General features: G+C 47.2%; 15 protein-coding genes. 7 read left to right on the top strand and 8 right to left on the bottom strand.

From position 1 onward, the window contains the following. The first annotated feature begins 54 nt into the window (after nt 1-54). Nucleotides 55-756 carry a histidine phosphatase family protein gene (locus LCF57_RS05775; protein WP_225999845.1) on the top strand — a complete coding sequence of 234 codons (702 nt, stop codon included), beginning with the start codon at nt 55-57 and terminating at the stop codon, nt 754-756. A 129-nt stretch (nt 757-885) separates the two neighbouring features. On the opposite strand, the gene mscL is transcribed toward LCF57_RS05775, so the two are convergent. Then, nucleotides 886-1,377 (bottom strand): large conductance mechanosensitive channel protein MscL, encoded by a 492-nt coding sequence (mscL, locus tag LCF57_RS05770; RefSeq protein WP_225999844.1) that lies wholly within the window; start codon nt 1,375-1,377, stop codon nt 886-888. 149 nt (nt 1,378-1,526) lie between these two features. Between mscL and LCF57_RS05765 the strand changes: the two genes are divergently transcribed. Both LCF57_RS05765 and LCF57_RS05760 read left to right on the top strand, forming a co-directional pair. Continuing rightward, on the top strand, nt 1,527-1,970 hold the full coding sequence (locus LCF57_RS05765) for a carboxymuconolactone decarboxylase family protein (RefSeq protein ID WP_225999843.1): 444 nt from the start codon (nt 1,527-1,529) through the stop codon (nt 1,968-1,970). Between the two features lie 19 nt (nt 1,971-1,989). Further along, a complete protein-coding gene (locus LCF57_RS05760; RefSeq protein ID WP_225999842.1) occupies nt 1,990-2,943 on the top strand; it encodes a sigma-70 family RNA polymerase sigma factor in 954 nt (317 codons plus the stop codon). A gap of 134 nt (nt 2,944-3,077) precedes the next feature. Here LCF57_RS05760 and LCF57_RS05755 read toward each other — a convergent pair whose 3' ends face one another. From LCF57_RS05755 to LCF57_RS05740, 4 genes are all read right to left on the bottom strand, one after another. Further along, entirely contained in the window at nt 3,078-3,416 is a 339-nt protein-coding gene (locus tag LCF57_RS05755; RefSeq protein ID WP_225999841.1) for a DUF4870 domain-containing protein, read from the bottom strand. Nucleotides 3,417-3,784: 368 nt separating this feature from the next. Beyond that, nucleotides 3,785-4,063, bottom strand: a complete 279-nt coding sequence (locus LCF57_RS05750; RefSeq protein WP_225999840.1) for a transposase — start codon at nt 4,061-4,063, stop codon at nt 3,785-3,787. Nucleotides 4,064-4,093: 30 nt separating this feature from the next. Further along, on the bottom strand, nt 4,094-5,245 hold the full coding sequence (locus LCF57_RS05745) for an MGDG synthase family glycosyltransferase (protein ID WP_225999839.1): 1,152 nt from the start codon (nt 5,243-5,245) through the stop codon (nt 4,094-4,096). A 43-nt stretch (nt 5,246-5,288) separates the two neighbouring features. Beyond that, nucleotides 5,289-6,326, bottom strand: a complete 1,038-nt coding sequence (locus LCF57_RS05740; protein ID WP_225999838.1) for a serine hydrolase domain-containing protein — start codon at nt 6,324-6,326, stop codon at nt 5,289-5,291. 363 nt (nt 6,327-6,689) lie between these two features. On the opposite strand from LCF57_RS05740, the gene LCF57_RS05735 reads away from it, so the two are divergent. Further along, complete coding sequence (locus LCF57_RS05735; RefSeq protein ID WP_014279599.1) at nt 6,690-6,878, top strand: hypothetical protein; 189 nt, start codon at nt 6,690-6,692, stop codon at nt 6,876-6,878. A 139-nt stretch (nt 6,879-7,017) separates the two neighbouring features. Continuing rightward, nucleotides 7,018-7,767: a type I methionyl aminopeptidase gene (map, locus tag LCF57_RS05730; RefSeq protein WP_225999837.1), complete on the top strand. Its 750-nt coding sequence runs from the start codon at nt 7,018-7,020 to the stop codon at nt 7,765-7,767. Between the two features lie 69 nt (nt 7,768-7,836). On the opposite strand, the gene LCF57_RS05725 is transcribed toward map, so the two are convergent. Further along, complete coding sequence (locus LCF57_RS05725; protein ID WP_225999836.1) at nt 7,837-9,144, bottom strand: hypothetical protein; 1,308 nt, start codon at nt 9,142-9,144, stop codon at nt 7,837-7,839. Between the two features lie 152 nt (nt 9,145-9,296). Here LCF57_RS05725 and LCF57_RS05720 point away from each other — a divergent pair, with 152 nt between their 5' ends. Continuing rightward, entirely contained in the window at nt 9,297-9,809 is a 513-nt protein-coding gene (locus LCF57_RS05720; protein ID WP_225999835.1) for a GNAT family N-acetyltransferase, read from the top strand. Here the strand turns inward: LCF57_RS05720 and LCF57_RS05715 are convergent. Together LCF57_RS05715 and LCF57_RS05710 are read right to left on the bottom strand one after the other, a co-directional pair. Continuing rightward, nucleotides 9,798-11,057 (bottom strand): DUF438 domain-containing protein, encoded by a 1,260-nt coding sequence (locus LCF57_RS05715; RefSeq protein ID WP_225999834.1) that lies wholly within the window; start codon nt 11,055-11,057, stop codon nt 9,798-9,800. The two genes, LCF57_RS05720 and LCF57_RS05715, sit on opposite strands and share 12 nt — an antisense overlap. Before the next feature lie 14 nt (nt 11,058-11,071). Then, nucleotides 11,072-11,299 carry a DUF1858 domain-containing protein gene (locus tag LCF57_RS05710; RefSeq protein ID WP_225999833.1) on the bottom strand — a complete coding sequence of 76 codons (228 nt, stop codon included), beginning with the start codon at nt 11,297-11,299 and terminating at the stop codon, nt 11,072-11,074. A gap of 244 nt (nt 11,300-11,543) precedes the next feature. Between LCF57_RS05710 and LCF57_RS05705 the strand changes: the two genes are divergently transcribed. Further along, nucleotides 11,544-12,254 (top strand): hypothetical protein, encoded by a 711-nt coding sequence (locus tag LCF57_RS05705; RefSeq protein ID WP_225999832.1) that lies wholly within the window; start codon nt 11,544-11,546, stop codon nt 12,252-12,254. The last annotated feature ends 23 nt before the right edge of the window (nt 12,255-12,277 follow it).

Below are 12,277 nucleotides of genomic sequence, written 5' to 3'. Positions count from 1 at the left end.
GATAAAAAGAGATAAAGCGATCCTGCTGTAATTCATAGGAACGGAGTAAAGAATATGAGATTGTATATCATCCGCCATGCAGATCCGGATTATCCGAACAACACCATCACCCCGGAGGGACATTTGGAAGCCCAGGCACTGGCCAATCGCTTGTCCAGTCACGGACTGGACCGCATTTATGTTTCACCTATGGGGCGGGCTCTGGATACGATGCGCTACACGGCTGATGCTCTCGGTATGACTCATGAAGTGGAGCACTGGACGCAGGAGCTGGCCCTGAAGCTGGAGGAAACTCCATACGGTCGTCTATCCCATTGGGATCTGCCCGGTGAAGTTATCCGCTCTGAGCTGCCCCTTCCGACGCATGATACATGGAAGGAGATTTCCTATTATCAGGGTACGCAAAGTCCTGAAACCTTCGAGCAGCTGAAGTTTCATTCCGATGAATTTTTGAAGCGCCAAGGCTTTGAGCGAATCGGGGGTAGATACCGGATTCTCAAGCATACCGAGGACCGGGTGGCTGTGTTCTGCCATGGCGGCTTTGGACTGACCTGGCTTGCCCATCTGCTGGAACTGCCTGTGGCCTTGGTCTGGTCCGGCTTTTGGATGCCGCCTAGCTCGGTAACTACGATCTTGTTTGATGAGCGCTCCAAGGAATGGGCTGTCCCGCGCTGTATTGGCTTCGGTGACGTCTCCCATCTGTATGCAGAGGGTTTGCCCGTCAGACCCCGGGGCATTATCACCAATTTCAATTAATCAGGCTTTCATCTGAATTGCTAAAAATAGCATGTCAAAACGGCTTAAGACGATATTCGTCTTAAGCCGTTTTATTGTAAGAACTATGAATTTCGACTGTCCGGGTGTATTCGTTTCATCTGAAATCAGTTAGCGTGCTTCCACGTACCCTTCCAGCTTGGAGGTGCAATGTGCGCAACGGGTAGCAGCTACAGGAATTTCCGACAGGCAATGCGGGCATTCCTTGATCGTTTTTTCCTGAGGAGGTTTTTCTTCCTCTTTACGCTTGAGAATATTGATCCCTTTGACCAGCAGGAACACGCAGAAGGCCACGATCATGAAGTCCAGCAGGACGTTAAAAAATTGCCCGAAAGCCATAACCGCAATGCCGGCTTCCTTTGCCTGTGCCAGAGTCATGCGAGTGTTATCTCCGTTATATGGTTCCGCACCTATAGCATAATACAAATCAGCAAAATCAACGCCGCCCAGCAGCTTACCAATCGGAGGCATGATAATATCGTTTACTATAGAAGTGACAATCTTGCCAAACGCTCCCCCGATGATAACACCGACCGCGAGGTCGATTACATTACCCCGTACAGCGAATTCTTTAAACTCTTTAATAAAACCTTTTCCGCTCATATGAGTGCTCACCTTCTTTACTTAAAATCATTCATTTATAATACATGCTATGTCAACGGAGGGCAATTCCAAATTGATTATTGCATGTTGTCACAAAATCACATGTTCACTTGTCTTCTAGGTGTAAACCAATAATGGAGGCGATGATTGTGAGTTTAAGATTCAATTACAGAGCAGTGAGTCCAAGCACGTTTAAGGCGATGATGGAGATGGAAAAGTATATTTCCGGTCGTTTTTCAGACAAGGTACTGTATGAGCTACTGAAAATTAGAGTATCCCAAATCAATGGATGTTCCTATTGTCTGGACATGCATGCCAAGGATTTGCTCAAGCTGGGGGATTATGCTGACCACATTTTACAGCTTGCCCTGTGGCGTGAGGTTCCTTTGTTCACAGAAAAAGAACGTGCTATGCTTGAATTAGCTGAAGCGGTTACCCGTATCTCAGAACAAGGGGTGCCTACAGATCTGTATAATCGGGTCAGAGAGCATTTTACCGAGGAAGAATACGTGGATTTGATCACCGCAATTAATGTTATTAACAACTGGAACCGGATTGCCATAGCGACCGGGATGTATCCGGGCATTCTTTAATGAAACAGGGGGCCACGCTTTGACTGACATAGAACAAGGGATTGAACAGGAATCGGTGGATTTAAGTCTGGAGGAGCTGTATCAAAAATATCGCAAATATTCGTTTGCCATTGCTTATCGCATGCTTGGAACGGTTACGGATGCCGAGGATGTAGTTCAAGACTGCTTTGTCGAGCTGGAGAATAAGCCCCTGAATGACATACAGAATCCCAAAGCCTATGTAGCCAAAATGACGATGAATCGGTGCCTGAATCTACTGAACTCTGCGCGTAAGCAAAGAGAGACGTATGTTGGGCAATGGTTGCCGGAGCCGCTGGGCGAAAGTGCAGATCTCCCTGCGGATTGGCTGGAGCGTAAGGATATGATTTCTTACGCTTTTCTCGTTCTGCTGGAGCAGCTAAAGCCGATAGAACGTGCTGTCTTTGTGCTGAGGGAAGCTTTTCAATACGATTATAAAGATATTGCGAAATTACTGGGGAAGACGGAGAGTAACTGTCGTCAGCTGTTCAGTCGCTCTCGTCGTATTCTGTCTTCCGGGGAATCTGAGCTTGCCGTTCCGGCAAGTAACTCTAAAAATAATGCTTCCAGAATAAAGCTGCTGGAGCGCTTTACCTCCGCCTTTCTCGCCTACGATGTGACTGCTATGCTGGAGCTACTGGCTGAACAGCCGGCATTTGTGGCCGATGGTGGAGGCAACGTGCATACGGTGATGAGACCGATGGTTGTACGCAAAGGTGTTCTCGCCCTGTTAACCTCTCGTCGGGTGCTAACCGCATTGCGGGAGAGAGAACTGGTCCATACTGTCATTAATGGCGAGATACAACTGGCATTTTTAAAAGAAGGCAAAGTAAAAGAAGTCTTATGTATCAGACTGACACCGGACGGAGAGCATATTCAGGATTTTTATTTAATGATCAATCCGGATAAACTGGGACATATACATGTAAAACAAGAAGAAGCCGGTAAGCAATGAAAATAACCTCTCATCATTGTAGCTGCTTCAGGTGAGTATTTAGATGAATTCAGTTGTTGCGCAAGGCCATCAGAGCAGTCTGATGGCCTTGCGTATTTTGCTTTGACATGTGTAAATTCAAGCATAAATCTCTGTCACAACTGCCGAGCCTGATGTAGAGCCAGATCGCCTATCCAAGGAAGTTTAAGCCATTTGCCTTGTCCCGCGCGGATTAACAGGATGATCCACAATGCAAGGCCTGCCAGCGTCAGCAGGGAAGCGAGTAAAGGACCCAGTAGCGGAATGAATCCAGCAAGCACATGTCCGATCATAAGGGCCACAAACAAAAATATAGATTGCAGAGCGTGAAATAATACGAAGCGACTTTTCTTCTCCAGCATGACAAGGGCCAGTGCGCCAAGGAAGGCAAACAGGTAGCACAGGACAGCTGCTATATTTTCATCCAATCCCGTGGAAGACTTATAGACTGCCATATCAAAGTGATCCCCCTTTAGAAGTTTTTAAACTCAGGCTCTGTACTATACAAACTATGAGGTCGGGAATGTAGGATATGCCCAAACCGCTAGAAAAAGTTCATCAGAGAATACATATAAAAATATGAAAAAGGCCGAACGAAAGAATTCGCTCAGCCCTTATACACAGTTATACACAAGTTTTGCACAAGTTGTACGCAATTTATCCACTGTATCACCATGTTTATCCACAAAATAAATATGATTTATGCACAGTTTGTGCACAAACTGTAGACAACATGATTTTTATTCACATTTTACGAACAACTTATTCACAGGATATTAACAAAACAGCCTTATATCGTGCATACTTTTCATCTGTAACGGTCTTATTGTTGTTGTTGAATTTGACGGCGTGGGTGTGTAATCTTCCCATCTTTTTGCTTATCATCTTCTTTGGGAACAAGTCGTTCATCAGTACGTCCTTCATGATGATTATCAAAAGCGTATTCGGTCATTTTCCACTCGGAAGTCCCCAAAACAACATCCGCAGGAAAATGTTGACCTCTGTGCAAATGCTGCTCATGTCCATCCTCATCGACATAAATACCGTCCACTTCTACCTTTTCACCCGTTAGCGGGAGCAAATCCTTCCCTTTGTGTTCCATTGGTATCCCCTCCGTCTGGCTTATTCTCCGTTAAGTTGTCCGGATGGAGGTGCTTTTATCCACAAGTTGATGCAAAATATCCTTGGCAATCTGGTCTGCGGGATGGGGCTTGCGAAGCAGCTCAATCGACTGCTTCATCTCCGCAGCGAGGGAAGGAGTGGAGATCAGGTCTATACAATGCTGGATCAACTCCTCCGTAGTGCGAGCAATACGAGCAGCTCCTTTTTGCTCTAGATACAGGGCATTATTTAGCTCTTGACCGGGTACAGGCCTGAACACAAGAATGGGCAAACCGGATGCGATGCTTTCCGAGAGTGTGATGCCGCCGGGCTTTGTAATCACCATATCGCTTGCTTGCATGAGTGCGGGAACATAGTCCACGAATCCATAGGTGTAGATATCGGGATGGTCCGCATACAGCGTATCCAGTTCTGCTTTCAATTGCTGATTGCGCCCGCAGACGATCAATAGTCTCAGCTGTGGCAGCTGGCTTAATCGCTGGCAGATGTCCAGTATGCCGGATAATACACCATAGGCTCCTGCCATAATCAGCAGTGTAGTAGTCCCTGAGAGTGGCTGCGGGAGGGTATGCTGCGGTTTAGCTGCTTCTTCCACTGACATAGGATAAAAAGAAGCATGAATCGGGATGCCCGTAGCGACAATGCGCTCGATGGGTATTCCCCGCTGCGCTGCCTCCTGCTGGATATCTTCTGTAGCTACATAGTAGCGGTCAATATCGGGATGCAGCCAACGCCCATGCAGGTCAAAATCCGTAACCACGTTGGCAATCGGTAGCTTCATTCTCAATTTGCGACGCAACACCGGGAGAGCCAGCTGCGGGAACGTATGTATGACGAGGTCGGGTTTTTCTTTGTCGAGTGTAAGCGCCAGTTGTCGCATTCCGAAGGAATGCAGCACGCTGCCAAAGGCTGATTTGGCCTGCATCTCTCGTGTGATGTTATAGACCCAGCCATAAAGCTGAGGAATCGTTTTGAAGCTTTGCATATATACAAATTTGGTCAGATCATTTAACCAGGGATGGGATTCAGCCATTAAGTCGAGTAGTTTTACCTCACAGCGTCCGATTCTTCGCAAGCTATCCATAATTGCCCGGGCGGCTTGTACGTGGCCTTCCCCGTAGCTTGCATATAAAATTAATATTTTTGGTGCTGCGGCTTCCATGATGTTTAGCCCCCTATTATTCAATAAGCGCATAAAGCTCATTTCAGGAACGTTCCAGGTTGAGGGAGGATATGGCTGGCAAAATGTAGCGCTCCAGTAGTGAGCGCGGATTTTTCCAACGGCTGACCTTGCTGTCTGCTGTAAATACCACGACTGCATCGGCTTCAGGCACAAGATAAATTTGCTGTCCTCCATGTCCGTGCGCACATGCGTAGTCGATGCCATGGAGTCGTCCGGTCCACCATTGAAATCCGTAGTCTCCGAATTCCGGATAGCCTTCAACCTGGCGCTGCGTCGCTTGACGCAGCCAATCGGCCGGGAGCAGCTCCTGTCCGTTCGAGGAGCCTTGATGAAGGCAGCAATCACCGAATTTAGCCATGTCACGTGATGTGAGATACAGACCGATATGCCCCATAGTATAACCCTCAGGGTCTTGAGCCCATCCACTTTTCCCAAAACCTAACGGCTTGAAGAGATGTTGTAGCGCGTACGTATAGGCGTCCGTTCCACAGCATTGTGTCAGCAGTACGGACAACAGATGCGAATCCACACTGCGGTATTGGAAAACGCCTAGTTGATCTGCCTGCACAGGCAGGCGCAGGGCAAAGGACGGCCAGCTTTTACTGCGATGAAAACGGCGGATAAAAGCCTCGCCAAGCTTTTTGCCTGTCTGCCAATACAGGCCGGACGTCATCGTCAGCAGATGGCGAATCGTAATCCGCTCCAGTAGCGGATCCTCTCGCCGCGGCAGGTAATCTGGCAACAGCTTATGCACAGCTGTCTCCGGCCCAGGCATATCGCCACGTGCCATGGCAATACCGATGAGTGTGGAAGTGAAGCTTTTGGTCGCGGATCGCAGATCATTCAGAGCGCTTGCTTCGTGTCCGTTGTAATAGCGTTCCCAGATCAGCTTGCCACGGCGAAGCAACAGGAAGCTGCGCATTTTAGTAAACTTTTCCTGAATTTCGCGGTCAGTCTGATCGAGCAGGGAGGCATTGACGCCCTCCTCCTCACAGGTTCCGGTATTCAGGTCAGACAGGCGGGCGATTGGGGCGGTGAACAACGGAGTATAGCGGCGCATCCTTTTCCCTCCTTGTTATGTTTATTTATTTTACCCCAAACACATACACTCCAAAAGCCGATAAATAACGTATGCCTCTGTGAACCAGCTAGATAGTTATTCCAAATAACATGAAGCGTAAAAGATAGGTAAAAGCAATGTAAATTTGCTGGAAAGCTGAAAGCTGTATCTGAATATGTTATAATGGGGTAGTGATTCAGCCAAACGAAGATCGGTTAATAATAGTGTCAGGTACATGCCTTGCCTAAGGCATTCCCGACCTAAGCTGCATTAGACATACTACTTCACTGCATAAGGACATCTATACTTTTCGGCATTCTCTTCAACGGAGCACTTATTTTCAACGTTTTGGGAGGGAGTTACATGGCAACGAAAGGTCACAATGAAGTAAAGGAAAGTCTGCGGGAAATGACTCGAATTTTCCGGCCTAAGGATCCCAAAAAATTTGTAAAGGAATATGTGCGAAAATACCGGATTACAGGAGGGTATGAGGAAGAGTTGACCATGGTGGTGGAAAACGAACTCGGTCGCATGAATTCTTCAGTATCTTAAAGGGTACGATTACCCGCTAAACTAGAAACACGCCTTTTATAAACCGTCTATCCACAGAGGAGACGGTTTTTTTGTATTCGTCTTGCATACAATGGGATAGGTTTAGTGAAATTGTATGTGCAAAAGGAGGCGAATTCCCATGGAGGTGGCGATACGAACACCGGAGGAAATCGGTTATATGAGAGAAGCCGGACGCATTTTGGCTGATTGCCATCGTGCGCTGGAGAGTCGTATTCTTCCGGGAATCACAACGCTTGAAATTGATGCATGGGTGGAACAATTTTTGAGCAAACGCGGAGCTACACCAGAACAAAAGGGCTATAAAGGCTTTCCTTATGCAACCTGTGCTTCGGTCAACGAGGTCGTATGTCATGGCTTCCCCTCGGAACGAGTGCTGCATGATGGGGATATTGTGACCATTGATATTGTGGTCAACAAGGACGGCTGGTTGGCCGACCGGGGGTGGACTTATGCGGTAGGTAACGTCAGTCGTCCGGTCGAGCGGCTGTTACGGCAAACCCATAAGGCGTTGATGCGGGGAATCGAGGTTGCCCGTCCGGGGAAGACGTTGGGGGATATCGGGCACGCAGTGGAAAAAGCGGCAGGCTGGAGGCGTTTTGGCATCGTCAAGCCTTTGATCGGGCATGGTATTGGCCGCCAGATGCATGAGCCGCCGGAAGTTCTTCATTATGGTCGTCCCAGAACGGGATTACCACTGCGTGAGGGAATGGTCATTACCATCGAGCCGGTATTTACCCTTGGAACCGAAGGAGCCGTGCTGTGGGGCGATGATGGTTGGACCATCAGCACGGCCGACGGCAGCTGGGGCGCACAATACGAGCATACGATTGCGATCACGAAGAACGGCCCATACATTTTGACCTCGTAAAGGATTGGTGTGCCTTAGGGAGTCCAATGTGCTTTTTCTTTGCATAAGGCTCTCTAAGTGAATTTTTTCTCAGGATGATTCTCCAGGGTGTACCTGGACATTTTGCATGGTGTTCATTGATATTTTTCGATAGAGCAACAGATAGATACTCAGCTCAATGGGGGAGGAAACGGCCATCACAATTCCAGCCACTTTGCCGTCCAGTCCCGGAAAAAAACAGATACACAGGATCAGGGCGAGAATCGCAAGGCCTACAGAAAACAGCCTGCTGATGAAGATGGGTTTGGTATTGCCGGTCAATATCGACCGCCCAATAAAATATTCTACCCACGGATAAAATGCAACATAGACAGCCAATATGCGAAGCAGCCCTCTGGTTTCCAGCAACAGCTCCCCTTCCAATCCTAATACATTCCGCAACACAGGGTCACCTGCAAAACCGAAGGATAACGACAGCAGCAGCAACGGCGACAGGACGGACAAAAAGCTCAAAAATATCAGAACCCCCCGGCGCTTGGACGTATAAAACTGAATGACAATCTGATGTAATGAACTGCAAAACCAGACGAACAAATTCAAAATTTGCAGGGCTACGGAGAAGGAGGCCACGGCCAAAAGCGGGTCTGATGTATTGTTCAGCGCAGCTTGTATGGAAGGATTCAGAATCACCAGCACCAGCGCCGAATACAGCAAAGGAAGGTAAAAAGGGAGCAAATGTTTGGCATGCTGGATGGTTTGTTCTCCGTTGTCAGTCGGCAGCTTTCCTTTTAAAATCCGTCCTTCTAAAAAGGTGACGACCAGCTCAATGAAGATACCTGCAATAAAAATGGCAGCCCCGACCCGTCCGTCATTCGTCCAGCCTGCATGGATTAATAACCAGGATGCGAGCAGCATCACGACAATACGTATGGACGAGCTGAATGTCATCCATGCGGTTCGATGCTTGTTGATGATCAGTCCCTGATAAATGTTACGGACAGCAACTAGTATGTATAGTAAAGTAAGAACCTGAAATACGTTCTTGGTAGGTTCGATCAATGCCGGAGATACGCCGAATACATACTGAAAGACCAGATTCCCTATGGGTGTCAGCCCGATACTCCAGCCAACGATCAGTACAGCTACCGCTACGAACGCACATAAAATGCCAATAGAATGAATCGACTTGCGGTCATAGCCGAATTTCGTGGTCATTTGGCGAACGGCGGTTAAGGGGGTTTCCAGCAGCAGGCACAGGCTGACGGCGACCGCATAGCTGCTTAATGTAAATGAAGGATGTTCTGAACGCGCGAGCACGGCATTAACGATCACATGCGTTAGTGCGGCAATCAAAGACGAAATGCCAAGCGGAACGTAAAATAAAACGATTTTATTCAAGTCGAATCCTCCAAATGAAAACTGAGTCGTATGAGTGCTGTTGTAATATCGAACTTTACTAAACAATGACAATGAATATTCTTATTATAGATCAAGATTTGGCTCGTCGATAGAATAGAAAGCATAATATTGGAAATAGGAGTGGGAACCAAATGATGATCAGGGAAGCGACGATAGCAGATGCCGCGGACATCGCCAAGGTGCATGTGGATTGCTGGAGAACGACGTACAAAAATATAATGCCTGACGAGGTTTTGGAACAGCTTTCCTATGAGCAAAGAACAGAATTGTGGGAAGCGAATCTTTGCAGTCAAGATGGTCATCTGGCATATGTTGTGGAAAATGAGATGGGGGAAATTATCGGATTCGTAAGCGGGGGTCCGGAAAAGTCAGGTGAATATCCCCCATATGGGGGAGAATTAACGGCCATTTATGTTTTAAAAGAATACCATAATTTGGGGTTTGGGAAGGAGCTATTTATGCATCTATTGCAGCATTTCAATAGTAGCCATGTTCACTCCGCGATCGTGTGGGTGTTAGCGGATAATCCAGCGTGTACTTTTTATGAAAGGCTGGGGGCCAAGCTTGTAGTTGAACACCATCTTATCCAAATAGGTGGCAAAAATCTGAACATGGTAGCTTATGGCTGGGAACTACTCGGATAGAATTCGCTTTTGTCCTTCCAGGGCACGGATAGGCGCGATATTTTGCGTGAATTCCAGCGTTCCCATATAGCGGCCTTCAGCATCACGGATGGCAAAATAGCGGATATAGACAAACTTATCCTTAATCGGTATCCAAAAATCCTCAGCATCCTTGCGACCGGCCTTAAAATCCTCCAGCAGCTTCTCAACGACATGCACGCTTTGCGGCGGGTGGCAATTTTGTACGGTACGACCAATGACAGCCTTTGTACGGGCGAAGATCCGTTCTTTGCCATGTGAGAAATAGCGGACAACATCATTTTCATCTATAAAGGTCAGATCAACAGGGAGATGATTCAGCAGCAGCTCCAATTGTTGCACGGATACAATGCCAGTCTCGAATCGCACGAAGCCCTGCGGCGTTCCTGATTCACCTTCCTTTTGCTCAAGGGCTTCTACAGGCTCCTCTGCCCGCGCGGGTATCCATTCCCGTTCGGGAGCGGTCAGGCAGAAGCCGATTTCCGCACTTTCCCGAGCTATTTTCAGCCATTCATCCTCAGTTAGCTTACCAAGTGCCATCGGCAGTAAAATATTCTCTTCCTTGAATATCATTTCGTTGACTTCGCTTATGATATGGGCAAGCGCCTTCCCGATCAGCTCACGATCTCCGTTATATTGGGTGAGCAGATTCTTTGCCTCCTTGATGGCGTCACGAATGCCGTCATCCACTCCCCACATGACTTTGGTTGGGCCGAATATTCCGTAGCGTTCCAAATACGGAAAGACCAAATTTTCTTTACGGCTGTAGTGCTTGTCGAGATCCAGCAGCAGACTTAAATCCTCCAGCAGCTTGTAAATAATCTTGGGGCTGTCCTCTTTTTGAAATTGGTCTGCGTGCAGTGCCAGCTTGAAGTTGACCAGCCGTTCGATCTCGCGGTTTTCCAGCTTGAATGTATGAACGGGGTGACCCGGCTGTTCCTCCGGTCCTGAAGGACGGTGAATATCCTCAATCGAGCCCTTGAATATTGACGTATGCACGGAACAGAGACGCTGGACTTCCGACACGGGGATTCCCTCCTCGGTCATCAATGCATGCTCCATGGCTGAAATTTCAGCCACGCTGACTCCGCCCACTGCCTCTGCGAAGCGCGCTTTGACCTCCTCCACGCTTTTCCCGGCATGTAATTCTTTGATAATTTCTTTCAGGGTTTGTTGACGTTCTGTTAATTCCTGCGCAGTATGTTCACGGTTGTTAATCAGCTCGCTCATGATCTTTATCTCCTTTATTTTTGAATGGTAAAACCATGCTGCAAAAACGTCCGCTGCACGGTCTCCATGCTTATTTTTTTTAATGCAATTCCTTTGGACAGTGTCATAAAACGTCCCGCGGTTTGCAGCATGCCAGGCTTGGCGATATCTTGAAAACCAAGCTCTACCATAATGCTCTTCACTTCGGGATGCCGACTAACAAGGTTAAATATTGGCTCATCCCAATGCAGTATCTTATCCATTGGCTCATCCCCTTTAGTGAGAACGTTTATCAGTTACAGGGTAGCATAGGTTGTGGCGAGCCTTTGTGATTGTACGCACAATTTAATTTTTAACGTTGACAGGTGTGCTTTATAGTTTATATACTGTGCATAAAGATATATACAGTAATAACACTGATTACTGTGATGGTCCTTAGAACTTATAAAGAGGCTGAGACAGTCATTACAGACAGTGCAGAAGGGATCAGGATGAGAAATGGCAATCATGAAGCAGGCTTGGACAATTACCCGTCAAGATTTACGCAATAATCCATATGCATCATTGTGGACGTTACTTTTTATTATGTATCTGGGTTTTACACTTAGTTTTGTTGTTAGTATGCAGCTAGGTAAGAGTGGTGCTTTAAATCCGGCAGCCGATTTCGTCATGCTGGTGCTGATTCCGTTTCTTGGATTCATTTATAACCGTCGTACATTTAAATATTTGCAGGAAGACTCCTATACACATATGCTGGCTTTTCTCCGCATATTGCCCATCCCGGTGAGTGCGGTCATTATAAGTCGAATTCAACAGGCGATTTTAGCGTTTATCGTGAATGGGGTAGTATTTTTTACTATTCTGTTCACGGTATCAGGTACGCTGCGGGTATATGCTGGCACAGGATTTATTCTATCGTTTGCCCTTACCTGGATAGGGTTCGGAATGCTCATTCACGCTATTTATATGTATTTGGAGTTTCTTAAAAAAGGGAAGGCGTACTTCTGGCTATCCTTGGTCATTATGCTGATTTGCGGAATAGTTGCGATTGTAGTTCGTATATATGGTGCGAATCTGGTATCCATAACGGCATTTTATAGTAAGGAATGGCAGCTATTGTCCCCCGTGATGTGGGGAGCGCTGGCGGCAGGGGTTATTGGTATGCTTGTGTCCTATCGAATCACACTACGCAAGCTTATCAAGCGTGATCTGGCATAGCGCTATGTGGAAGAGAGTACAGA

Origin of the sequence: Paenibacillus sp. BJ-4, from assembly GCF_020404765.1 — a bacterium.
In the GTDB taxonomy this organism is placed as follows: domain Bacteria; phylum Bacillota; class Bacilli; order Paenibacillales; family Paenibacillaceae; genus Paenibacillus.
The sequence above is the reverse complement of the archived record's forward strand: the minus strand, read 5'-3'. Positions and strand labels throughout refer to the sequence as shown.